Origin of the sequence: Streptomyces sp. NBC_01363 (assembly GCF_026340595.1) — a bacterium.
GTDB lineage: Bacteria > Actinomycetota > Actinomycetes > Streptomycetales > Streptomycetaceae > Streptomyces.
The window spans coordinates 4,521,679-4,545,122 of sequence record NZ_JAPEPF010000001.1 but is presented as its reverse complement, the minus strand read 5'-3'; the positions used below and the strand labels follow the sequence as shown (position 1 = coordinate 4,545,122).

18 protein-coding genes, 5 pseudogenes and 1 riboswitch are annotated in these 23,444 nt (G+C 70.8%); of the genes and pseudogenes, 6 read left to right on the top strand and 17 right to left on the bottom strand.

The window, feature by feature from the left end; genetic code table 11:
• Window positions 1-179 precede the first annotated feature (179 nt).
• The 8 genes from OG611_RS20735 to ribD all read right to left on the bottom strand — a co-directional run bounded on the left by OG611_RS20735 (window position 180) and on the right by ribD (window position 6,074).
• On the bottom strand, window positions 180-644 hold the full coding sequence (locus OG611_RS20735; protein WP_266422241.1) for a PH domain-containing protein: 465 nt from the start codon (window positions 642-644) through the stop codon (window positions 180-182).
• A gap of 35 nt (window positions 645-679) precedes the next feature.
• The gene (hisG, locus tag OG611_RS20730) at window positions 680-1,528 is read right to left on the bottom strand and encodes an ATP phosphoribosyltransferase (RefSeq protein ID WP_189547690.1); all 849 of its coding nucleotides are present in this window, start codon (window positions 1,526-1,528) and stop codon (window positions 680-682) included.
• A 70-nt stretch (window positions 1,529-1,598) separates the two neighbouring features.
• Complete coding sequence (locus tag OG611_RS20725) at window positions 1,599-1,871, bottom strand: phosphoribosyl-ATP diphosphatase (protein ID WP_266422236.1); 273 nt, start codon at window positions 1,869-1,871, stop codon at window positions 1,599-1,601.
• Between the two features lie 34 nt (window positions 1,872-1,905).
• Window positions 1,906-2,391, bottom strand: a complete 486-nt coding sequence (gene ribH / locus OG611_RS20720) for a 6,7-dimethyl-8-ribityllumazine synthase (protein ID WP_266422233.1) — start codon at window positions 2,389-2,391, stop codon at window positions 1,906-1,908.
• Between the two features lie 28 nt (window positions 2,392-2,419).
• The gene (locus OG611_RS20715; protein WP_266422230.1) at window positions 2,420-3,718 is read right to left on the bottom strand and encodes a bifunctional 3,4-dihydroxy-2-butanone-4-phosphate synthase/GTP cyclohydrolase II; all 1,299 of its coding nucleotides are present in this window, start codon (window positions 3,716-3,718) and stop codon (window positions 2,420-2,422) included.
• Window positions 3,715-4,359, bottom strand: coding sequence for a nicotinamide mononucleotide transporter family protein (locus tag OG611_RS20710; protein WP_266422227.1), 645 nt, complete (start codon window positions 4,357-4,359; stop codon window positions 3,715-3,717). The genes OG611_RS20715 and OG611_RS20710 overlap by 4 nt, the downstream gene beginning before the upstream one ends.
• Window positions 4,356-4,973, bottom strand: a complete 618-nt coding sequence (locus tag OG611_RS20705; protein WP_266422224.1) for a riboflavin synthase — start codon at window positions 4,971-4,973, stop codon at window positions 4,356-4,358. Before OG611_RS20705 ends, OG611_RS20710 begins: the two co-directional genes overlap by 4 nt.
• On the bottom strand, window positions 4,974-6,074 hold the full coding sequence (ribD, locus tag OG611_RS20700) for a bifunctional diaminohydroxyphosphoribosylaminopyrimidine deaminase/5-amino-6-(5-phosphoribosylamino)uracil reductase RibD (protein WP_266422221.1): 1,101 nt from the start codon (window positions 6,072-6,074) through the stop codon (window positions 4,974-4,976).
• 159 nt (window positions 6,075-6,233) lie between these two features.
• Window positions 6,234-6,364: riboswitch (FMN riboswitch) on the bottom strand.
• A gap of 268 nt (window positions 6,365-6,632) precedes the next feature.
• Here ribD and OG611_RS20695 point away from each other — a divergent pair.
• Window positions 6,633-7,721, top strand: a complete 1,089-nt coding sequence (locus OG611_RS20695) for a chitinase C-terminal domain-containing protein (RefSeq protein WP_266422219.1) — start codon at window positions 6,633-6,635, stop codon at window positions 7,719-7,721.
• A 123-nt stretch (window positions 7,722-7,844) separates the two neighbouring features.
• Here the strand turns inward: OG611_RS20695 and OG611_RS20690 are convergent, their stop codons facing one another.
• Window positions 7,845-9,035, bottom strand: a complete 1,191-nt coding sequence (locus OG611_RS20690) for an ROK family transcriptional regulator (protein WP_266422216.1) — start codon at window positions 9,033-9,035, stop codon at window positions 7,845-7,847.
• 147 nt (window positions 9,036-9,182) lie between these two features.
• On the opposite strand from OG611_RS20690, the gene OG611_RS20685 reads away from it, so the two are divergent.
• Window positions 9,183-10,415 carry an MFS transporter gene (locus OG611_RS20685; protein WP_266422214.1) on the top strand — a complete coding sequence of 411 codons (1,233 nt, stop codon included), beginning with the start codon at window positions 9,183-9,185 and terminating at the stop codon, window positions 10,413-10,415.
• Between the two features lie 183 nt (window positions 10,416-10,598).
• Window positions 10,599-11,188: pseudogene (locus OG611_RS20680) on the top strand (solute carrier family 23 protein); the annotation flags it as partial.
• Between the two features lie 91 nt (window positions 11,189-11,279).
• On the opposite strand, the pseudogene OG611_RS20675 reads toward OG611_RS20680, so the two are convergent.
• Window positions 11,280-11,600 (bottom strand): annotated as a pseudogene (locus tag OG611_RS20675) (GNAT family N-acetyltransferase); the annotation flags it as partial.
• 168 nt (window positions 11,601-11,768) lie between these two features.
• Between OG611_RS20675 and OG611_RS20670 the strand changes: the two are divergent.
• Window positions 11,769-12,641: pseudogene (locus tag OG611_RS20670) on the top strand (transposase); the annotation flags it as partial.
• A 23-nt stretch (window positions 12,642-12,664) separates the two neighbouring features.
• Here OG611_RS20670 and OG611_RS20665 read toward each other — a convergent pair.
• Window positions 12,665-14,386, bottom strand: a complete 1,722-nt coding sequence (locus OG611_RS20665; protein ID WP_266422212.1) for an IS1182 family transposase — start codon at window positions 14,384-14,386, stop codon at window positions 12,665-12,667.
• A gap of 90 nt (window positions 14,387-14,476) precedes the next feature.
• Between OG611_RS20665 and OG611_RS20660 the strand changes: the two are divergent.
• Window positions 14,477-15,196: pseudogene (locus OG611_RS20660) on the top strand (transposase); the annotation flags it as partial.
• A gap of 82 nt (window positions 15,197-15,278) precedes the next feature.
• Here OG611_RS20660 and OG611_RS20655 read toward each other — a convergent pair.
• From OG611_RS20655 to OG611_RS20640, 4 genes and pseudogenes are all read right to left on the bottom strand, one after another.
• A pseudogene (locus OG611_RS20655) lies at window positions 15,279-16,273 on the bottom strand (IS5 family transposase).
• Between the two features lie 317 nt (window positions 16,274-16,590).
• Window positions 16,591-17,655, bottom strand: coding sequence for an anthranilate phosphoribosyltransferase (trpD, locus tag OG611_RS20650; protein ID WP_266422210.1), 1,065 nt, complete (start codon window positions 17,653-17,655; stop codon window positions 16,591-16,593).
• A 125-nt stretch (window positions 17,656-17,780) separates the two neighbouring features.
• Complete coding sequence (locus OG611_RS20645; protein WP_266422207.1) at window positions 17,781-18,374, bottom strand: aminodeoxychorismate/anthranilate synthase component II; 594 nt, start codon at window positions 18,372-18,374, stop codon at window positions 17,781-17,783.
• Complete coding sequence (locus tag OG611_RS20640) at window positions 18,371-19,876, bottom strand: anthranilate synthase component I family protein (RefSeq protein ID WP_266422204.1); 1,506 nt, start codon at window positions 19,874-19,876, stop codon at window positions 18,371-18,373. The genes OG611_RS20645 and OG611_RS20640 overlap by 4 nt, the downstream gene beginning before the upstream one ends.
• A gap of 305 nt (window positions 19,877-20,181) precedes the next feature.
• Between OG611_RS20640 and OG611_RS20635 the strand changes: the two genes are divergently transcribed.
• Window positions 20,182-21,543, top strand: a complete 1,362-nt coding sequence (locus OG611_RS20635) for a class II 3-deoxy-7-phosphoheptulonate synthase (protein WP_266422202.1) — start codon at window positions 20,182-20,184, stop codon at window positions 21,541-21,543.
• A 27-nt stretch (window positions 21,544-21,570) separates the two neighbouring features.
• Here OG611_RS20635 and OG611_RS20630 read toward each other — a convergent pair whose 3' ends face one another.
• Together OG611_RS20630 and OG611_RS20625 are read right to left on the bottom strand one after the other, a co-directional pair.
• A complete protein-coding gene (locus OG611_RS20630; protein WP_266422199.1) occupies window positions 21,571-22,224 on the bottom strand; it encodes a response regulator transcription factor in 654 nt (217 codons plus the stop codon).
• On the bottom strand, window positions 22,212-23,429 hold the full coding sequence (locus tag OG611_RS20625) for a histidine kinase (protein ID WP_266422196.1): 1,218 nt from the start codon (window positions 23,427-23,429) through the stop codon (window positions 22,212-22,214). Before OG611_RS20625 ends, OG611_RS20630 begins: the two co-directional genes overlap by 13 nt.
• Window positions 23,430-23,444: the final 15 nt, after the last annotated feature.

Sequence of the window (23,444 nt, the reverse complement as noted above, 5' to 3'; positions counted from 1 at the left end):
GGAAGGGGCGGCGCAGGTACTACCGGACGATCCGTCCATTGCTGGAAGGAGTCACTCCTTGGGTCGCAGGAAAGCCCCGCCGGTCTCGATTCTCGTGGACCTCTGGTTGCGGGGCGGGGTGCGCAGGGGCACCGCCGCCCTCCAGAGTAATCAAGAAGAGGCCGTACGGGGCAGGGGGCTCAGCCGTTGTCCGTACCGGTGCCGTGGTTCTCGGCGAGGGCGCGGAGCGCACGGGCGTCGCGGATGGCCTGCTGCTTGGCGATTCCCGGCTGGATACCGAGGGCCGGCATGCTGGTCCCGTCGCTCAGGTCGAGAAAGACCCAGGGGTCGCCGACACGCAGGTTGACACGGAGAATCTCCGCCCAGGACAGTCGGCGCGTTCGAGTGAGATTGACCACCGTCACCCCGTCCTCGTTCGCGACGATCTTCGGGCGGCTGAGCAGCGCGAGCACGCCGAAGAACAGCAGCGCGGTGAAGATGAAGCTGGACCGCTCCCCCGCGCTCAGCTGCTCCAGGGTCAGGGCGATGACGGTGATGACGACGAACATCGCCGCCCCCACGGTCAGCAGGACCACCCGGGTTCGGGTCGGCCGGAACGTGACCGGGAGCGTGGGGAGTTCGGACCGGGGCGCGGGGGCGGACATCGTGTTCTTCTGTCTTCCGGGTGGTCGCCCGGCCGTCAGAGGCGGCAGGCGTGGATGGCGGTGGTGAGGATGGCGCGGGCGCCGAGGTCGTACAGATCGTCCATGATCCGCTGGGCCTCCCGGGCGGCGACCATGGAACGGACGGCGACCCAGCCCTCGTGGTGCAGCGGGGAGATGGTCGGCGACTCCAGGCCCGGGGTGAGGGCCACCGCGCGCTCCAGGTGCTCGACGCGGCAGTCGTAGTCCATCATCACGTAGCTGCGGGCGACCAGGACGCCCTGGAGGCGGCGGAGGAACTGCTGCACCTTGGGGTCGTCGTCGGGTGCGCCGGTGCGGCGGATGACGACAGCCTCCGACTTCATGATCGGCTCGCCGATGACTTCGAGTCCGGCGTTGCGCAGACTGGTGCCGGTCTCCACGACGTCGGCGATGACCTGGGCGACACCGAGTTCGATGGCGGTCTCGACCGCGCCGTCGAGGTGGACGACGGAGGCATTGACGCCGGCGTCGGCGAGGTGCTTGGCGACGATGCCCTCGTAGGAGGTGGCGATCGTCTTGCCGTCGAAGTCCTGCGGGCCCTCGGCCGTGCCGGGCTTGGTGGCGTAGCGGAAGGTGGAGCGGGCGAAGCCGAGCTGCAGGATCTCCTCGGAGTCGGCGCCGGAGTCGAGCAGCAGGTCGCGGCCGGTGATGCCGATGTCGAGCCGGCCGGAGCTCACGTAGATCGCGATGTCGCGCGGCCGCAGGTAGAAGAACTCGACCTCGTTCTCGGGGTCGACGAGGACGAGTTCCTTGGACTCCTTGCGCTGCTGGTAGCCGGCCTCATGGAGCATCGCCATCGCAGGCCCGGAGAGTGAACCCTTGTTGGGGACGGCGATGCGCAGCATGAGGTCAGGTTTCCTTTGCGAGGAGGGAGTCTTGTGCGGCGTGCGGACGTACGTGGTGCTGAGGTGGTGCTCAGAGATGGGCGTAGACGTCGTCGAGCGAGATCCCGCGGGCGACCATCATCACCTGGACGTGGTACAGCAGCTGGGAGATCTCCTCGGCGGCCGCGTCCTTGCTCTCGTGCTCGGCGGCCATCCAGACCTCGGCGGCCTCCTCGACGACCTTCTTGCCGATGGCATGGACACCCTTGTCCACGAGCTCGGCGGTACGGGAGGTGGAGGGGTCGCCGCTGGCGGCCTTGAGCTGCAGCTCGGCGAAGAGCTCTTCGAAGGTTTTGTTCGCCATGATGGTCTTAGAGTACGGGGTCCGTGCCCTTGGCTCAGCGCCAGGGCTCGCTGACCGTGCGCAGCGTGGCGGCGGTGGCGACGGCCGCGGTGACCGCTTCATGCCCCTTGTCCTCGTTGGACCCTTCCAGGCCGGCCCGGTCGAGCGCCTGCTCCTCGGTGTCGCACGTGAGTACGCCGAAGCCGACCGGGACCCCGGTGTCGACGGCGACCTGGGTGAGACCGTTGGTGACGCCGTTGGACACGTACTCGAAGTGCGGGGTACCGCCGCGGATGATCACGCCGAGGGCGACGATCGCGTCGTAGCCGCGGCCCGCGAGGACCTTGGCCACGACCGGGAGTTCGAAGCTGCCGGGCACCCGGAGCAGGGTCGGCTCGTCGATGCCGAGCTCGTGCAGGGCGCGCAGGGCGCCGTCGACGAGTCCGTCCATGATCTTCTCGTGCCACTGCGCGGCGACGACCGCCACGCGCAGGTCGCCGCAGTTGCGTACGGACAGTTCGGGTGCGCCCTTGCCGCTCATGTCTCTCCTACCGCTCGTTTCCGTGATCTCACTGGTTGCCGCAGGTCGACGCCGTGGCGGTGTCGAGCCAGGGCAGGTCGTGCCCCATGCGGTCGCGCTTGGTGCGTAGGTAGCGCAGATTGTGTTCGCCGGCCTGGACGGGCATCGGCTCGCGGCCGGTGACGGCGAGCCCGTGGCGCAGGATGGCGGCCGTCTTGTCGGGGTTGTTGGTCATCAGCCTGAGGCTGTGGACGCCGAGGTCCTTGAGGATCTGGGCACCGGCCGCGTAGTCCCGGGCGTCGGCGGGCAGGCCGAGCTCCAGGTTGGCGTCGAGGGTGTCGATGCCGCGCTCCTGGAGTTCGTAGGCGCGGAGCTTGGACAGCAGGCCGATGCCCCGGCCCTCGTGGCCGCGCAGGTAGACGACGACGCCGCGGCCCTCCTCGGTGATCCGGCGCATGGAGGCGTGCAGCTGGGGGCCGCAGTCGCAGCGCTGGGACTGGAAGATGTCGCCGGTCAGGCACTCGGAGTGGACCCGGACCAGGACGTCGTCGCCGTCGCCGAGGTCGCCGTGGACGAGCGCGACGTGCTCGACGCCGTCGGTGGTGGAACGGTAGCCGTACGCGGTGAACGCGCCGAAGCCCGTCGGCAGCCGTACCTCGGCCTCGCGGCGGACGGTCGGCTCCGAGCTGCGGCGGTAGGCGATCAGGTCCTCGATGGAGATGATCGTGAGGCCGTGCTTGCGGGCGAACGGGACCAGTTGGGGCAGCCGCAGCATCACCCCGTCCTCGCCGGCGATCTCCACGATGGCCCCGGCGGGCCGCAGTCCGGCGAGCCGGGCGAGGTCGACGGCGGCCTCGGTGTGGCCGTTGCGGACCAGCACCCCGCCGGAGCGGGCGCGGAGCGGGAAGATGTGGCCGGGCCGTACGAAGTCGCCGGGGCCGGCCTCGCCGCCGGCCAGCAGCCGGAGCGTGGTGGCCCGGTCGGCGGCCGAGATGCCGGTGGTGACGCCGTGGGCGGCGGACGCGTCGACGGAGACGGTGAACGCGGTGCGCATCGACTCGGTGTTGTGGTCGACCATCTGCGGCAGTTCGAGCCGTTCCAGCTCGGCGTTCTCCATGGGCGCGCAGATCAGGCCGCGGCATTCGCTCATCATGAACGCGACGATCTCGGGGGTGGCCTTCTCCGCGGCGATGACGAGGTCGCCCTCGTTCTCCCGGTCCTCGTCGTCGACGACCACGACGGGCCGTCCGGCGGCGATGTCGCGGATCGCCTGCTCGACGGGGTCCAGGCGGAGGTCCTCGGCGGCGTCCTCGTGCTCCCGGTGCAACCAGGTGGGCTGGGCAGTCATGCCGTGACTCCTTCCAGAGCGGGTGTCCGCGAACGCAGCCACCAGTCGCGCATGCCCCACAGGACGAGGGCGCCGTACACGACGTAGATGAGACCGGAGAAGGCGAGTCCGCTGTGGAAGTTCAGCGGTACGCCGACCAGGTCGACCAGCAGCCAGGCGAACCAGAACTCGACCATGCCGCGGGCCTGGGCGAGCATCGCGACGAGCGTCCCGGCGAATATGTACGCGTCCGCCCACGGGCTCCACGAGAGCGAGGGGAACGCGGTGAACAGGCCACCGACCGCGAGGGTGCCGAGTGCGGCGCCGCCCAGCAGGTAGCCGCGCTCGCGCCAGGTGGCGAACCGTACGGCGATGGAGCCGTCCTGGGCCTGCTGCCTGCCCCGGGTCCACTGTTGCCAGCCCCAGACGGCCACGGCGACGACGACGAGCTGCTTGCCGACGCTGCCCGCCTGGTGCACGGAGGCGTTGGCCGCGACCAGCACGACGCCGGACAGCAGTTGGGCGGGCCAGGTCCAGATGGAGCGGAGCCAGCCCAGGGTGAGCGCGATCAGACCGACGGTGTTGCCGATCATGTCGGACCAGATGATGTGCTGCCCGAAGACGGTGAACGCCTCCGAGTTCAGCCAGTGCAGGGCACTCACTTCACCGGCTCCTCGGGCTCCTGCGCGGGGTTGCCGAGCAGTCGCTCGACGTACTTCGCGATGACGTCCACCTCCAGGTTGACCGGGTCGCCGGGCTCCTTGATGCCGAGCGTGGTCAGGGCGAGGGTGGTGGGGATGAGGCTGATGGTGAAGTAGTCGGGTCCGGCGTCCACCACGGTGAGGCTGACGCCGTCGACGGTGATCGATCCCTTCTCCACCACGTAGCGGGTCAGCTCCGCGGGGAGGGAGATCTTCACGACCTCCCAGTTCTCCGAGATCCTGCGCTCGACGATGCGCCCGGTGCCGTCGACATGGCCCTGGACGATGTGGCCGCCGAGTCGGCCGCCGACCGCCATGGGGCGTTCCAGGTTGACCCGGGAACCGGTGTCCAGGGCGCCGAGGCTGGACCTGTTGAGGGTCTCGGCCATCACGTCCGCGGTGAACTCGCCCTCGCCGAGGTCGACGACGGTGAGGCAGACGCCGTTGACGGCGATGGAGTCGCCGTGCTTGGCGCCTTCGGTGACCACGGGGCCGCGGAGGCGGAATCGGGAGGCGTCGCCGAGCTTCTCGACGGCGGTGACTTCACCCAGTTCTTCGACAATTCCGGTGAACACTCAGTTTCCCTTCCGGGCAGGGCCGGGGACGGCGGTGATGCGCAGATCGGGGCCGATACGGACGGTCTCGGTCACATCGAGGCGCAACGCCTCGGCAATGGTGGAGATTCCGGCATCGGCGAGGGCCGCGGGGCCGGCGCCGAGGAGCACGGGGGCGAGATAGCCGACGACCTTGTCGACCGTTCCCGCGGCGACGAAGGCCCCGGCCAGGGTCGGGCCGCCTTCGAGGAGTACGGAGCGGACGCCGCGCCCGTGCAGGGCACGGAGCAGGGCGGGGATGTCCAGGCCGGGGCCGGTGGCGGCGCGCGGCAGCCGCAGGACGGCCGCTTCGGGCAGGTGCCCGGCATCGGCGTCCTCGGCGACGGCGATCAGGGTGGGCGCGGTCCCGTCGAGGACCCGGGCGCCGGGCCGTACGGCGGTGGCGCCGGTGTCGACGACCACCCGCAGCGGCTGCACGGCGTCCTCGATGCCGCGTACCCCGAGCTGCGGGTCGTCGGTGCGGGCGGTGCCGGAGCCGACCACGACGGCGTCGGCCTCGGCGCGCAGCCGGTGGACGTCGGCGCGGGACTCGGGAGAGGTGATCCAGCGGCTGGTGGCGTCGGCGGCCGCGATCCGGCCGTCGAGGGTCGCCGCGTACTTCCACAGGACGTACGGGCGGCCCAGACGCACCGAGGCCAGCCAGGCCGCGTTGCCCGCCTCGGCCTCGGCCGCGAGGAGCCCCTGCTCGGCCTCGGTCCCGGCCGCGCGCAGGGTGTCGGCACCGCCGGTGGCCTGCGGGTTCGGGTCGCCGACCGCGTAGACGACCCGGGCGACCCCGGCCTCGATGAGCGCCTGGGCGCAGGGGCCGGTGCGGCCGGTGTGGTTGCAGGGTTCGAGGGTGACGTAGGCGGTGCCGCCCCGGGCCCGGTCGCCCGCGTCGCGCAGGGCGTGGATCTCGGCGTGCGGTCCGCCGGCCCGCTGGTGGAAGCCCTCGCCGGCGTGGCGGCCCGCGGCGTCGAGGATGACGCAGCCGACGACGGGGTTGGGGCTGGTGGAGCCGAGACCGCGGGCGGCGAGCGTGATCGCACGGCGCATGGCGGTGATGTCGGCTGCGGTGTCCACCGGGTCCTCCTGCCTCTTCGGGCACGGACTCCGGGGCCTGTCGATGACGACAGATGAAGCGGGAACGCCACGGGGGAACGCCGGAAATGCCGGAAAACACGGATGGATCGGTTGCCCGAAGACCATCCGCCGACGGCGGCGTACCCGCGAAACGGCCCGCCGCGCACTGCCTCCCATCCGGACTTTAACCGTCGGTCCAGGAATCCCACCTGGTCAACCGGCCGCTGGATGCGGACGGGTCGCGGACTATAACCGCCGGTTCGGAATTGCACCGACCCCGGAGTGCGCTGCTGCTGGTACACGATCAGTGTGCCACGCCCGGCGAAGGACCATACGGGTGAGTACTTGTGGACTGGCTCACAGGACGGCCGCGGCGAGGGGTGCGGCCGAAGAAGTTGACACTTAAAGGTCCAGACCTATTGACGCACCGGCCTAGTCCTTTTGATCTCTGCGTCACCTCCGAGGAGCGGTCCCGTGGTGTGCGCACACCCGGGGCATCAACACGACCCACTCCCTTGCCAGTTGTGTTCTGCCGAACCTCCCCGGGAGGAAGCGAACGTGCTGTCCCCCACCCGTGCGAGAGCCACCCTGCTCGCAGCCGGCGTTGCCGTCGCCGGACTGCTGATGGGCTCGCTCGCCGCCACCCCGTCGGCCGCCTCCGACCAGGAGTCCTGTCGCCCCGACGGGCTCTACGAGACCCCCGGTGCCGCCGTCCTCTACTGCTCCGTCTACGACACCGAGGGCCGCGAGAAGATGGACGCCGACCACCAGCGGCGGGTCATCGGATACTTCACCGGCTGGCGGACCGGCAAGGACGGCAAGCCCACCTACCTCGCCTCCGACATCCCTTGGGACAAAGTCACCCATTTGAATTACGCGTTCGCCCACGTCGACGGCGGCAACAAGATCTCCGTGGGTGCCGACGGGCCGGACAACGCCTCGACCGGCATGACCTGGCCGGGTGTCGCGGGCGCCGAGATGGACCCGGATCTCCCCGTGTCCTTCGACCAGTTCCCGCTCGGTGACTCCAACTGCCCGATCAGCCCCAAGCTGAAGATCACCAACAACACGAAGGCGACCCCGCCCGGCGGCACGGAGTTCCAGTTCGACTACGCGACCTCCGCGCCCGCCAACGCCAAGGACCAGTCGGGCTTCGGCACGACGACCGTGCGCAGCGATCACACCGCCGCCAACAACATCGGCGGCCTCAAGGGCGACTACAACCGCGTCTCGCTGAAGCTCCCGGCCTGGCAGAGCCTGGCTCCCGGCGCCTCGGTGCAGGTCGACTTCGTCTACTACCTGCCCACCTCCACACCGTCGAACTGGACGGTGGCCTTCGGCGGGAAGTCGTACGCCCTCACCGCCGACCTGGCGCGCGGAACCACCCCGGTCGACCCCGGCACGGGCACGTCCTCACCGTCGCCGGACCCCTCGACCGGCACGGGCCCGACGCCCGGTGGCGACTGCGCCGCGCCCGCCTGGAGCGCGGGCTCCGAGTACGGCGCGGGTACGACGGTCAGCCACGGCTCGCACCAGTGGAAGGCCAAGTGGTGGACGAAGGGCGAGACGCCCGGCTCCACCGGCGACTGGGGTGCCTGGCAGGACCTCGGGGCCTGCTGCCCCTCCTCCCGAACCGCCCGGCGGTGACCGGATCGCCCCCGGTCACCGCCGGGCTCACCCATGCTCCCCGGGACGGCGGCCCAGCGGCCGGCTGCGCCCCCGAACAGGCCGCGGGGAGCGCGGTGTTCGGGGAACTCCCCGCCCGGCGGTTCAGCCGGACGGCGTGAACAGCTCGTCCTGAGCCGCCTCCCGGGCGGCGAGCAGCGCGCCTCGGAGCACCGCCGCGCCGCCCAGCCGCCCGGCCCTGACCTCGGTGCGCAGCGGTGACATCAGGGTCAGCCGCTCCTCGACCCGTGCCGCGAGCGCGTCCCCGCCCGCGTGGCCGACCTCGCCCGCCAGCAGCACACAGCCCGGGTCGAGGACCGAGGCGATGGCGGCGGCGCCGACCGCGAGACGGCCGGCGAGGGCGTCCAGGAACGCCTCGCCGTCCCCCTCCCCCGCCAGCGCGGCCCGCACGGCGAACGCCGCGCCCGGTTCCTTGTCCCCCTCGGCGGTGCCCGGAGGCACGGCGATGCCGTGGGCGGCGGCCAGTTCACAGACCGGGGCGGAGCCCACCAGCGCGTGGAACCCGCCGTCGCAGTTGACGGCCGACGGCGTGCCTGCGATGCCGGGCACCGGCAGGAAGCCGATCTCGCCCGCGCCGCCGGAGGCTCCCCGGCGGAGCTTCCCGTCCAGCATGACGGCGGCGCCGACGCCGTGGCCGAGCCAGAAGAGCACGAAGGTGTCGCGGTCGGCCGCCGCGCCGCCGCGGTGTTCGGCGACGGCGGCGAGATTGGTCTCGTTCTCGACCAGCACGGTCGCGGGCAGCCGTTGCTGGAGCACCCGCACCAGCCGCCGGTGCCAGGCGGGCAGCCCGGTGGTGTCGCGCAGCTCGCCCGTGACCGGGTCGATCAGGCCGGGCGCGCCGATGCCGACGCTGTGCAGCGGGCCGGCACCGGCCTCGCGCGCCGTGCGTTCCAGCAGTGCGGCGGCCTGTTCGGCGGCGGCCTCGGTGTCGGTGTCGCTGCCGATGGGCAGGGTGGCCTCGGCGAGCGTGGCGCCGAGGAGATCGGCGACGACCACGGCGACGCTGCCGGTGCGCACGTCGAGTGCGGCGAGATGGGCGCGGTCGGCGGCGATCCCGTACAGCCGGGCGTTGGGACCGCGGCGCTCGGCGCCGGCCTCGCCGACGACGCGGATCAGGCCGGCCCCCTGCAACCGGTCGACGAGGTCGGCGACGGTGGGCCGGGAGAGGCCGGTCAGGCTCTTCAGCTGCGTGGCCGTCAGCGGGCCGTCCTGCTGGAGCAGTCGCAGGGCGAGCCGGTCGTTGATGGCCCGTGCGGTGCTCGGTGATGCGGGCATGCCGGGATCCTTCCAGATCGCTGACGCACTGGATGCCCAGGCGCTCTATTTATCAGGCAAGGTTCCTGATAGTTTACGGCGCGCACCGTGGAGACGGGCGCCTGGACCACCGGCAACAGAGAATTCCCCAGGGGAGGGCACGGCGGTATGACAACGGATTCCACAGACACGGTCTTCGGCACGGAGCAGGTGAGGCGGGCCAGGTTCGCCGTCGCCGCCGTCTTCACCGTGCACGGCGCGGTGACCGGCAGCTTCGCCACCCGGGTGCCCTGGATCCAGGACCACGCCGGGGTCAGCGCCGGTCAGCTCGGCCTCGCCCTCGCCTTCCCGGCGATCGGCGCCTCGCTCGCCATGCCGCTGGCCGGCGCGATCAGCCATCGCTTCGGCGCCAGGACCGCGTTGCGCGGACTGCTCGCCCTGTGGACGCTGGCGCTGATCCTGCCCTCGACGGCGCCCAACCTGCTGACGCTGTGCGCCGCGCTCTTCGTGTACGGGGCGACGGCCGGCATGTCGGACGTGGCGATGAACGCCCTCGGCGTCGAGGTGGAGAACCGCCTCGACAAGTCGATCATGTCCGGGCTGCACGGGATGTGGAGCGTGGGCGCCCTGATCGGTTCGGCGGCGGGCACGGTGGCCGCGCATCTGGGCGCCGACGCCCGGCTGCACCACGCCCTGGCCGCCCTCGTGCTCACCACGCTCGGCCTGATCGCCTGCCAGGGCGTGCTGGACCTGCGCAGCCGGCCGGACGAGGAGCCGCCGCCGCGCTTCACCCTGCCGCCGAAGTCGGCGCTGATCATCGGCGCGGTGGGCTTCTGCGCGGTGTTCGCCGAGGGGGCCAGCCTGGACTGGTCGGCGGTCTACCTCCGGGACGTCATGGACACCTCCGCCGGGCTCGCCGCGGCTTCCACGACGGCGTTCGCGCTGACCATGGCGGTCGCCCGGATCGCCGGCGACAAGGTCGTCGACCGCTTCGGCGCGGTCCGGACCGTACGGGTCGGCGGGGTCCTCGCGACGGTCGGCGGGATCCTCGTGGTCGCCTCGCCGGACGCGGCGCTCGCCATGTGCGGCTTCGGGCTCCTGGGCCTCGGTGTGGCGGTGGTCGTCCCGCTCGCCTTCGCCGCGGCCGGGCGCAGCGGCCCGAACCCGAGCCAGGCGATCGCGGGCGTCGCCACGATCACGTACACCTCGGGGCTGATCGCCCCGTCCGCGATCGGCTCGCTGGCCGAGGCGACCTCACTGGTCGTCTCGTTCGGCCTGGTGACGGTGCTCGCGTTCGGTCTGGTGCTGGGGGCCGGGGTGCTGCGGGCGGGCGACCGCAGGCAGGTGTCGTCCTCGGACGCCGGTGCCCCGAGCACGAAGTCCGCCGAGCCGCGTCCCTGACCGGCCGGGCCGGCGGACGGCCGGGGCCCGTTCCCCTCCGTCGCCCGCATCCGCCGTGCTCAGGGGCCATGGCCCGGCCGTGAGCACGCCACGATCCGGCATTACCATGGCGCTGATCATTTCTGCGGCAGCGACGTGCCCGACGAGGCGCTCGGCTCCGCACCTACACAACAGGGAGCGACCATGGGCCTCGGCGTGCGCTGGACCTTGCACGGCGACGGGAAGACCCCCGCACCGGGGGCCGTGGTCCGGCCGGACGAACGGCTCTCCTGGCCCCGTACGTTCGGACTGGGCGCCCAGCACGTGGTCGCGATGTTCGGCGCGTCGTTCGCCGCCCCATCTTGATGGGTCTGGACGCCAACCTCGCCGTCATGGCATCCGGTGTGGCCACCATCCTTTTCCTGCTTATCACCCGTGGCCGTATCCCCAGCTATCTCGGCAGCAGCCTGTCGTTCATCGGCGTGGCTGCCGTCATCAAGACTCAGGGCGGCGACGCGGCAACCCTCACCGGCGCACTGCTGGTCGTCGGCGCGGCCCTCTTCCGGTGCGGGGCAGTCGTTCGTGCTCTGGGCGCCCGCATCATCCATACTGTCCTGCCGCCGGTGGTCACCGGCGCGGTGGTCATGCTCATCGGGTTCAACCTGGCTCCCGTCACCGCTGGCACCTACTGGCCCCAGGATCAGTGGACCGCGCTGCTCACCATGCTCTTCACAGGCTTCGCCCTCGTCGTACTGCGCGGCTTCTGGTCCCGTATCGCGATCTTCCTCGGTCTGACCGCTAACTGAACGTCAAGTACAAGGAGACCGCGCGGGGCAGGCTCGCGATGAACATCATCGAGTGTTAGGAAAATAGGCCCTGACCAGCGCGTTCGTACAGTGCGCGGGCCCGGGGGTTGTTCTCCTTCATGCCGAGCTCGGCATGGAGCAGACCGCGGTTCCTGATCCGAAGCTCTGCGGCCTCGACGAGGAAGGTGCCAATGCCGCAGGACTGCAGTGCCGGGTGGACCGCCAGCTGCCACAGGGTGCCCACCCCCTCCTTGATGCGGTAGTCGACGCCGCCCTTCGCCCCTGGATGTCCGTCGCAGGACAGACCGCAAGGGTGGTGTCCGGAGCCCGCCCACCCACACCCCGGTAGGTCCGCCGGCATCAGGTCGCGTACCGACAGTTTCAACACCACATTGATCATCTTCACCACCTCCGACCGGTCAGCATCCATTCCGGTCGCAGGGGACGCAACCTCGCTTCCCGTCCGAGTCGCCCTGTCTCAACTCGCTTGGTGGCTAGAAGACTCATGAAGATCTTGGGGTTCTGGTCCCGCCGCGTGAGTGGCGGGGCCAGACTCTTTCTTGTGGTGATGGGGGAATGGGCCGGGGAGACGATCGGGCCGGATGTGTGGGAGACGTGCCGGGAGTTGATTCCGGCCGGGAGTGTGTTTGCGTTCCTGGCCGAGCATCGCGGTGCGCTGTGCCCGGTGGTGATGTTCGAGGACATGTACCCGTCGGCGAACGGGCGGCCGAGTATGCCGCCGCAGATCCTGGCCGCCGCGATCACGCTGCAGGCCCTGCACGGGCTGTCGGACTTCGAGACGGTCCAGGAACTGCGGTGTGACCTGCGGTGGAAGGCCGCGTGCGGGCTGGGCCTCAACGACATGGCGTTCGATCCGTCACTGCTTGCCTATTTCCGCCGCCGGCTGGCCCGCTCCACCCGGCCGAACCGGGTGTTCGAGGCCGTGAGGGAGGTCGTCAAGGCCACCGGTGTACTCAAGGGCAAGCACCGGCGGGCGCTGGACTCCACTGTGCTGGACGACGCGGTCGCCACCCAGGACACCGTCACCCAGATCATCGCTGCCGTCCGCGCGGTCATCCGGGAGGTTCCGGGAGCTGACCGGGTCGCGGCCGTGCAGTGCACCGCGCATGACTACAGCGACCCGGGCAAACCAAGGATCGCCTGGAATGACGAGGAGGCCCGCGCCGTCCTCGTTGATGCCCTGGTCGGTGACGCGCTCAGGCTCCTGGGGCATCTGCCCGAGCAGGAGCTGGGCGAGAAGGCCGCGAACGCTGTCGGCATCCTGGCCCTGGTCGCCGGGCAGGACGTCGAACCCGCCGAGGACTCCGACGGCCGCGACGGGCGCTGGCGCATCACCCGGGGCACCGCCTACGACCGGATGATCTCCACCGTCGATCCGGAATCCCGGCACGTGCACAAGACCCGCTCCCACCAGCAGGACGACTCTGCTGCGCAATTCCTGGGTCAGGCTGTGAGTCGGTAGGCGAGGCGTTCGAGCCGGCTGCTGCGGGTGTGATGCTGGTCGTGTCCGGTCCAGTGGGCGTCGAGTCTGATCACGTTGAGTGCGGTGGCGGAGAAGGCGTGTTGGAGGCGGACTTTCGGTAGCCCGCGGTAGCGGGCCCGGCGTATGCCGGTGATGTCGAGGGCTTGATTGATAGTGCCTTCCACACCCGCTCGCAGGGCGTACTTGGCCTTCCACGTCTCGGTCTTCTGCTCGGCGCGGGCCTGGGTGAGGGCTTCTTCTGGCTCTCTGGGGCGCAGGGTGAGCATGCGGCGGCCTTTCGCGGAGCTGGTGCATTGGTCGCGGAAGGGGCAGGGGCGGCAGGTGCGGACGCCGAAGGTGATGACGATCGCGTCCGTTCCGTGCTGTTTCACGGGGTTCCAGTGCGCGCTGGTCTTGCCGGCGGGGCAGCGGACCTGGCGGGCCCTCCAGTCGATGATGAAGGCGCTCTTGTCGAAGCCGGCGTGGGCCTTGGCCTGGGCGGAATGATCCAGCAGAACCGGGGTGACCATACGGGTGCCCTGTTTCAGCGCGGCGGCGATGAGGTCGGCGGATGGATAGCCGGAGTCGAGGTAGTGCTCGGCGGGCCTGATGCCGTGCTCGGCCAGGCGCTGTTGGACCGGGGCGGTCGCTTTCACATCGGGCACGGTGGCATCGGTGGTGCACACGTCCGTGATCAGATTCGGTGCCGCCCGGACACCGGCTTCGGCTTCGGCTTCGGCTTCGGCTTCGGTGGGAGTGTCGCAGGTCTCGGTGAGATGGACCTTGTAGCCCATCCAGAACAGGCCCTCGCCCTTGGCCGCCCAGCGTGCGTCCGCGTCGTAGGGGGAGGCGAGGCGGCGATGACCGGGCGGGACACCCTCGTCGTCGGCGGCCCGCTTCTTGATCACCTCCCGTCCCCTGGTGTCGGTGCTCAGGTAGTACGTCTGGACGAGGATCTGCCGCAGGATCTGTACGGACTCGATCTCACGGATCCATGGGGGTGTGCCGGGTGACCAGGCCGCCCGGCACAACGCCAGCGCGTCCTGGCCGAAGACCTGCGCGAGCCGGTCGCGTTTCGTCTGCGAGGCGGGCATGCGCCAGCCGTCCACCCGCGGCCCGTACCGGTGAGCGAACTCGGCGACATCGACCTGCCCGGCCAGCCACGACGGCGCCGCGACAGCCAGGGCCTCCAGCGCCGCCCGCACACTCTCCCCGGCCAGCTCGAGGCGGTTCAAGTCCCGCACCGCACTGATCACATGGGTGGAATCGGTCCGCTGCCTGCCCCCGGCCGCGACCAGCCCCTCCTCCACGCAGTACTCAAGGAGACGGTCGAAGACCACCCGTTCCATGCCGTTGTCGGACAGGCGGGAACGGAACCGGCTCAGCACACTGGCATCGAAGCCGGTGTCCGTCAGCTCCGCCCCGAGCGCGTACTTCCAGTCGATCGCCCGCACCGCCATCGCCGCGGCCTGCCGATCGGTCAGATCCTCGGCGAACTGCAACACCGTGACCAGGCACAACACCCCCGGAGACAAACCCGGAGCCCCACGCACCCCGAACGCCGACGCGAACGGCTCGTCCGCGAAAACCTCCGCGAGCCGGTCTCGCACCCGTATCGCCAGGCTCCCCTGCGGGAACGCCGCCCGCGCCACCATCACGGTCTGCTCCGGGACTTCCGGCAGCCCCTCCGGCCGCATCGACATCCACACCACCCCCACGGCCGCACGACAGGACAACGACCGTACAGACGATCATCCCGTGCCCACCTTCACCCCCGCACGGAATTGCGCAGCAGAGTCCAGGACGGCTTCAAAGCACACCTCGCCGTCGAGCCCGAGACCGGGTTATACACCGCCGTCGCCCTCGCGCCCGGCGCCGGGCCCGAGCACCACGAAGCAGCCGTCGGCCTCGATCTGCTTGCTGACGAGCACGAGCCGGTGGACGCGTTCGGCGACACCGCCTACTCCACCGGCGACGCCCGCCAGGCCCTCGAAGAGGCAGGACACCGGCTGTTCTTCAAGCCCGCCCCACTACGGCCCGCTGTCCCTGGCGGCTTCACCCTGGACGACTTCGTCATCGACACCGCCGCCGCCACCGTGACCTGCCCCGCCGGACACACCGTCCCTCTCTCCGCCCCCGGCGGACAGCACCACCAGCGCACCGCCTCCTTTAAGAACCTGTGCGCCGGATGTCCCCTGCGCGAGCAGTGCACCAAAGCCAAGGCCGGACGCATCCTGACCATCCGCCCACACCACGACTTGCTCGCCGCCGCCCGCCACCAGGCCGCCACCGACCCCGACTGGAAAGCCGACTACCGCCGCTGGAGACCACCAGTCGAACGCGCCGTCGCCTGGCTCGTCCACCACGGCAACCGCAAACTCCGCTACCGCGGCACCACTAAGAACGACAGCTGGCTCCACACCCGAGCCGCCGCACTCAACCTCCGCCGACTGATCAACCTCGGACTCACCCGCACAGGCAGCACCTGGACAATCAGCACGGCCACCACATAGACCAAGAGGCCGCCCGGCCTGCGACCGGACAGCCCCTCACCAAGATCTTCATGAGTCTTCTAGGGCGTGTTCCAGGTTCGGATCATGTGGGGCGGAGACTCCGGAGCCAGATGATCGATCCGCGTAGGTGGAGTCCGGCGAGGTAGCTGGTAGGAGTCTTGTCGTAGCGGGTAGCCAGCCCTCGCCATTCCTTGATCTTGTTGATGCCGCGCTCGACGGTGTTCCTCTCCTTGTAAAGCTCGGCGTCGTGGGAGAGGGGGCGGCCGCCCTTCGAGCCTCGCTTCTTGCGGTGGGCGGCCTGGTCCTTCTTCTCCGGGATCACCGCCTGGATCCGGCGTTTACGCAGGTAGGAGCGGTTCGCGCGGGAGGAATACGCCTTGTCGGCGGCGACGGCCCCGGGGCGGGTGCGGGGCCGACCGACCGGCCCACGGATCCTGACTCGGTCGAGGACCGCGGCGAAACGCGGACTGTCGGCCGCCTGCCCCGGCGTCACCACGAACGACAGCGGGCGGCACCGCCGGTCGGTGGCCAGGTGCGTCTTGACCGTCAGCCCGCCCCGCGAGCGCCCCAACGCGGCAGCTTTCAGGCGGGCCTTGTGGCGGCGGCGTATCCGTCGCCGTTCGGCACGTAACGCTTCCTCGACCGGGTCGCCTTCGACCGTCACCTGGGCGGATTGTCCCTTTGCTGGAGCCCCTTTTCCTCCTCGGCGGCTTTCACCAGTTCCTCCAGGAGCTCGGGGTCGACGGCCATGCCGGCCGCGTGGTGATGCGCGCGTGCGACGGTGGAATCGACGCCGACCAGGTCCAGATCGGCCTGTCCTCGCCGGGCCGCCTCGGCGATCATCCGCTCCATCAGCGTCTCGAAGGTGCCCGCAAGGGCCCACTTCTGGAAGCGGCCGTAGACGGTGCACCAGGACCCGTAGCGTTCGGGGATGTCGCGCCACGGGCTCCCGGTCCGGAACCTCCACATCACCGCGTTCAACTGTTTACGCAGGTCAGGGATCGGTCCGCTCACGCCGAGCGGCAGGTGCGGCTCGAACAACTCCCACTCTGCATCCGTCAGATCGCCTCGCGTCACCCCGGATGCCTACCGTCCCGAGCCACTCCGGCGGAGCGATTTGACCCAACAGTGATCTGAACCTGGAACACGCCCTAATGCCGTTCCTCGTAGTAACTGTCAGGATGCGGCTGCACCGCATCCTGCTGGAAGGCGAGCTCCGGAGCTGACCTGCCGGCAGGGATCCGCCCCGCGGTGCGTGTTCATACCGGTCGGGGCCGGCCCCTGCTCCGCACCAGTGGTCCGCCTCGAACTCGTACGGCCCCTGGTGACAGACCAGTTGGGCAACGTCTCCCGCGCCGAGGCCGGAGTCGTCGGACCGGATCGCGGCCACCGGGTCAGCGGTCGGCGGCGTGTTTGGCGGTCACGGCGGCCCAGCGCTCCAGGACGTCGGCGGCCGCGCCGGAGTCGATGGCCTCGGCGGCGCGCGGCAGCGCCGCGGCGATGCGTTCGGCCGCCCGCACCCGCCCGGGTGCGGGCGTCACGGCGGCCAGCGCCGCGGCGGCGGAGAGCAGGACGGCGTCCCGTACGGGTCCGCGGGCCCCGGCGAGGAGCGCTCGCGCCGCCCGCCCGTTGTGGCTGCGGTCACCGCCGCGCAGGGCGTCCGGGGCGGCGGGCGGGACTCCCAGCTCGCGGGGGTCGAAGACTTCCTCGTGCACCTGTCCGTCGCCGACCGACCAGATCCTGGAGGTGGTGGTGACCGTCAGTTCGTCCATCCCGTCGTCACCCCGGAAGACCAGGGCGGACACTCCCTGGCGGGCCAGCACGCCGGCGATCAGCGGCGCCGCGTCGAGATCGGCGACCCCGACCGCCAGTGCGGTGGGCGACGCCGGATTCGACAGCGGGCCCAGGAGGTTGAAGGCGGTGCGCACGCCCAGCTCCCTGCGCGTCGGGGCCGCGTGACGCATCGCCGGATGGAAGGCGGGGGCGAAGCAGAACGTGATGCCGGTGTCCATGGCGACCGCCGCGACCCGCGACGGTGGCAGGTCGATGGTGATCCCCAACTCCTCCAGTACGTCCGCCGATCCGCACTGCGAGGAGGCCGACCGGTTGCCGTGCTTGACGACGCGGGCGCCCGCTCCGGCGGCCACGATCGCCGATATCGTGGAGATGTTCACACTGTCGGAACCGTCGCCGCCAGTTCCGACGATGTCCACGATGGGGCCCGGCACGCGCAGTTGCACCGCGTGCTCCCACATCGTCCGCGCCAGGCCCTCCATCTCGTCGACCGTCTCGCCCTTGCTCCGCAGCGCCATCAGGAATCCCGCGAGACGGGATCCGGTGACGCCCCCGGTCATGATCTGCTCCATCGCCCCGGCCGCCTCGTCGGACGTCAGGTCGCGGCCGGCCACCAGTGCGTTGAGGAGAGCGGGCCAGCTGGGTTCTTCCGGTCGTGCGGACATGCGGGTTCCCTTCTCGATTGCGGGCGTGCCGTGGAGTGCGGTGCGGTGCCGCAAGGGCCGGCCGGAGGCGCGGCCCTTCGTCGGCAGCGGGCCCGGGGCATCGCCGGGCCGCATGGTGGCCGCCCTCAGTTGGGGGCGGGCACGGGTGCGCTCCGCCCGGTCTCCAGGAAGTTGCGGAAGAGCTGGAGTCCGCCCGTCGTGAGGATGCTCTCGGGGTGGAACTGGACGCCCTCGACCGGCAGGGTGCGGTGCCGCAGGCCCATCACATATCCATGGTCGACGGAGACCGAGGTCGTGACCAGCTCCGCGGGCAGCGGTTCTGCGACGATCAGGGAGTGGTAGCGGGTCGCCTCCAGGGTGTTCCCGAGGCCCCGGAAGACACCGGCGCCGTCGTGTCGGATGACGCTGACCCGGCCGTGCATCACCTGCTCGGCCCGCCGGACCGTGCCGCCGTGGGCGAGGGCGATCGCCTGGTGTCCCAGGCAGACCCCAAGCACGGGCACCACGCCCGCAAAGCGGTGCACCAGTTCGACGTGCCCGGAGTCGGCAGGATGCCCCGGTCCCGGGCCCAGGACGACCGCGTCCGGTTCGAGTGCGGCGAGTTCGCCGGGGGTCCGGGTCCTGGACCGTACGACCACGGTCTCCGCACCGAGGGTCCGCAGATACTGGTCGATGATGTGGACGAAGCTGTCGTGCGCGTCGATCAGCAGGACCTTCATGACAGCAACTCCTCACCGGTCAGGGCCCAGTGGGCCGCACCCATCTTGGCGAGGGTCTCCTGCCACTCGTCCGAGGGCCGGGACTGCGCGACCATGCCCGCCGAGCTCTGGGTGGAGTAGACCGTCCCGTCGTGGGCGATCGTCCGGATGCACAGGGCCAGTTCGGTCCAGCCGCGCACGTCCATCAGCCCCACGGCGCCCGCGTAGGCGCCCCTCGGCTCACGCTCCAGTCCGTCGATGATCTCCATGGCCCGAAGTTTCGGGGCCCCCGTCATCGTCCCGGCCGGGAAGGTGGCACGTACGGCGTCGAACGGACCGACGTCCTGCCGCACCCGGCCGCTGACCGTCGACACCAGGTGGAACACGTGGGAGAACGCCTCCACCGCCATCAGCTCGTCGACCGGGCGGGTGGACGGCCGGGTCACCCTGCCGATGTCGTTGCGGCAGAGGTCGACCAGCATGATGTGCTCGGCCTGCTCCTTCGTACTCTCCCGCATTTCCTTGATCCGCCGCTGGTTCTCCTCGTCGTCCGGGCCCCTGCGGGCCGTTCCGGCGATGGGCCGCATGACGATCGTGCCGTCCTCGATCCGAAGGAAGAGCTCGGGGCTCGCGCCGATGAGCAGCTTCCCGGCGCACGGCATCATGTACATGTATGGAGAGGGGTTGCGGTGGCGCAGCCGCCGGTAGACGTCCTCGGGCGTCAGTTCCGTGCGGACGTCGAGCCGGTGGCCGATCTGGATCTGGTAGATGTCCCCGTCCCGGATGTGTTCCAGGCAGCGGTCCGCCCAGGTCAGGAAGGTGTCCCGGTCGACGCTGTCGCGCACCGAGTACGGGCGCGGCGCGGCCGGCACCGGTGTGTCACGGCCCCGTGCGCGGCCGGCTTCCTCGGCCAGGGCCCGGACGTCGGGGAGCATGCCGGCCGGCGGTCCGGCCGGATCGGCGAGGGCCGCCCCGTCGGCGTGGTGCAGGCGGACGGTCCCCGTCCCCAGGTCGTACCAGACGGTGTCCCGGAAGAGGGTGAGCGTGATGTCGGGTGCGTCCGACGGCTTCGTCCGCCGCCCGGGAGCGTCCATGTTCCAGGTCGACTCGTACCCGAAGGAGGTGAGGAAGCCGAAGGCGTACGAGGTCTCGGGCACGTCGGTCTCGACGTCGAACATGTTCCGGGCCGACTCCAGCAGGGTCCACAGGGCGTCGTTGCTGGTGAAGGACATGGCGGCCCGTCCGGGGTCCGGCGGTGCTCCCCCCGCCCCGTCCACGGTCAGGCCCGCGTGCCGCGCCCCGGCGGTCAGGGCCCGGACGAGCGCGGGAGGCCCCTCGGCCTCGACACGACCGGTCCGGCCGTCGCCGCCGAAGACCCGGAGTTCCGCGAGGCGGCCGAATCCGACGACCGCGGAACGCCGGTCCTCGTCGGCCCCCTCGAGGCTCTCGAAGAGGAACACCCCGTCGGCTGGCAGGGTCCCGCGCAGCGCAGAATAGAGATCGAGCGGCTCATGGGATGCCAATTTGGTTCGGATCACCCTGACCGGGACCGGTGCCGTATCGGCCATCTGAAGAATCCCCCTGCCATTTCCCCGCGGACAAGAAAGGACGGCCACGCGTCCTTGCGCGCCGTCCCCTCAAGCGAAGCAGGCGGAGGTATGCCGGTACCAGACCAATCCGTATCGGCCGAGGCGGACCAATCCCGAACTGCTTGACGCGGCCGGGCCCTGCGAATTGAAGTGGTCGAGGCATCGTCCCCGGAAAACGACGAGCAGTTTTCGCCCAGGCAATGGTGTTCGACACGACCGAGAACGGGTGGCATTCCGAGATGACCGCAGACCTTCTTGAGGACGACCTTTCGACGGCCCCCTGGCGGGGGCTGCCGGCCGCGCAGCAGCCGGACTGGCCGGATCCGGGTGCGCTGCGCACGGCGCACGGAGTGCTGGCCGCCTCGCCTCCGCTGATCCTGCCGGCCGAGTGCGATGTGCTGAGGAACCGTCTGGCGGCGGTCGCCCGGGGTGAGGCGCTGGTCCTCCAGGGCGGGGACTGCGCGGAGACCTTCTCCGGGGTCGGCGCGGACGCGGTGCGCGGCACGCTGCGGGTGCTGCTGCAGATGGCCGTCGTGCTCACCCATGCCTCGTCGCTGCCCGTGGTCAAGATCGGCCGGATGGCAGGCCAGTTCGCCAAGCCCCGGTCCCGTGCGGTCGAGGAGCGGGGTGGCACGGTGCTCCCGTCGTACCGGGGGGATGCCGTCAACGGGCTGGAGTTCTCCGCCCGTTCGCGGACGCCCGACCCGTCACGGCTGAACCGTACGTACGAGGCGTCGGCGGCCGTCCTCAATCTCATCCGGGCGCTCACCACCGGGGGGTTCGCCGATCTGTCCGAGATCCACGCGTGGAACCGGGAGTTCGTCAGCGGGTCCCCGGCCGGCGGCCGCTACCGGCGGCTGACCGACGAGATCGAGCGCACCCTGGCCTTCGTACGGGCCTGCGGCGGTGACATGGGGCCGCTCGCGACCGCGGAGTTCTTCGTCAGTCACGAGGCCCTGCTGCTCGACTACGAGACGCCGTTGACCCGGGTCGACGAGCGGACCGGCCGGCTCTACGCCACCAGCGGGCACCTGCTCTGGGCGGGGGAACGCACCCGGGAGCCGGACGGCGCCCACATCGAGTTCCTGTCCCGGATCAGCAATCCCGTCGCGGTCAAGCTCGGTCCCACGGCGGACCCGGAGACCGTGCTGCGCCTCATGGACCGGCTGGATCCGGACCGGGAGCCCGGCCGGCTGACGTTCGTGGTGCGGGCCGGTGCGGACCGGGTCCGCGACGTGCTGCCGGTCCTGGTGGAGAAGACCGCCGCCGAGGGTGCCCGGGTGTGCTGGCTGTCCGATCCCATGCACGGCAACACCTTCACCACGCCTGACGGCTTCAAGACCCGGGACGTCGAGACGATCCTGGACGAGGTGAGCGGCTTCATGGCGGTCCACCGCTCCCTGGGAACCCACCCGGGAGGAATCCATGTCGAACTGACCGGCGGCGAGGTCACCGAATGCCTCGGCGGCGGGCGTCCGGTCGGTGCGCGGGACCTCGGGCTGCGGTACGAGTCGGCCTGCGATCCCCGGCTCAACCACGAGCAGTCGATCGACCTGGCGTTCCGGGTCGCCGACATGTACCGCCGCCTGCCCGCCGGTTGAGGGTTCGGCTGGGGCAGGAGTGTCGGGTCACGCGTTGAGATAGGCGAGTACGGCCAGCACCCTGCGGTGGTCGTCGGGCGCCGGCGGCAGGTCCAGTTTGGTGAAGATGGCCGCGATGCGCTTGGAGACGGTGGCCTCGGCGACCACGAGCCGGCGGGCGATGGCGACGTTGGACCGGCCCTCCGCGATGAGACCCAGCACCTCCTGCTCCTTGGGGCTGAGGCGCTGCAACGGGTCGTGATGGTGTTTCAGCAACTGCCGCACCACCTCGGGGTCCACCACGGTGCCGCCCCGGGACACCGAGTCGAGCGCCGAGACGAACTCCTCGATCTCGCCGATGCGGTCCTTGAGCAGATACCCCATGCCGGCGCCCTGCCGATCGGACGCGATGAGCTCGGAGGCGTACCCCTGTGACACGTACTGGCTGAGCACCAGGACCGCCAGGCCGGGATGATCGGCGCGCAGCCGGCGGGCGGCGCGCAGCCCGTCGTCGGTGTTGTCGGGAGGCATGCGCACGTCGACGATGACGGCGTCGGGCCCGTGCTCGGCCACGGCGGCGATCAGCGAGGTCGCGTCGCCCACGGCGGCGAGCACCGTGTGTCCGAAGCGCTCCAGCAGCCCGACCAGTCCCTCGCGCAGCAGTACGGAGTCCTCCGCGATGACCAGTCTCAGTGCTTGCATGGGATCTCCACTCGCAGGATGGTCGGCCCGCCGGCCGGTGAGTACAGGAACATCTTGCCGTTCAGGACGGCGAGCCGGTCCGTGATGCCGACGAGCCCGGTCCCGGCCTCCGTGTCGGCGCCGCCGACCCCGTCGTCGCGTATCTCCATGACCAGTTGGCCGTCGCCCAGCCTGCCGCGGACCGACGCCCGGTTGGCCCCGCTGTGTTTGGCGATGTTGGCGAGGGCTTCGCAGACCACGAAGTACGCGGTGCTCTCCACCTGGGCGAACAGCCGGTCGGGCAGGGCGATGTCGACCTCCACCGGAATCACCGAGCGGGCGGCGACATCCCGCACTGCGGGCTCCAGGCCCCGGTCGGTCAGGACCTGGGGGTGGATGTTGTGGATCAGCTCCCGCAGCTCCTGGAGCGCCTCCTTCGCCTCCTGCCGCGCCTCCCGCACCTGCCGGGCGGCGACGGAGTCCGGCGGCAGGTCGAGGCCGGCCAGTCCGAGCTTCATCGACAGGGTCACCAGCCTTTGCTGCGCGCCGTCGTGGAGGTCGCGTTCGATCCGGCGGCGTTCCACGTCGAAGGCGTCCACGAGGCGGGCGCGGGACTGGGTGACCTGGGTCAGTTCGTTGTCACCTGGTACGAGCACGGCTCGGGCCATCGCTGCCCGCACCCCCGTCCAGGCGGCGATCGGATAGGTCGCGACCGGCAGCAGCAGCACACCGATGAGGGTTCCGGCCCAGCCGCCGGCGAAGCTCGCGGTCGGCTGGAATGGAGCGCTCATCAGGAAGAGCGGGATTCCCAGCGACACGAGCACGATGCCGAGGTCCGTCCACCACAGCACCAGCAGGGCGATCAGTCCGTAGCCGACCTCGCGCAGGCTGCCGGAGTCGCGCAGCCGGTCCTTGAGCCTGGTCAGCAAGGGGCGGGCCGGGCCCGCTTCCCTCTCAACCGCCGGCCCGGCCGTCACCCAGCGCAGCCGCCGGCGCTCGAACCGGGCCACGCCCCACGCCACGACTGCCGCCACCGCCGGCAGGACCGCGACCGTGAGCGGTCCCAGCACACCCCACAGGAGATACGCGAGCGCTCCGAGCCCCGCCACGCAGGCTCCCACGGCCGCGCTCGACAGCAGATAGGCGAGCGAGCGCCAGGGCCAGGTGGAGGTGAGGAACCGCAACGGACGTTGTGCGAGTGCTTCCAGCGTATTGCGCGCGATCACGTGGGAACCGTACCG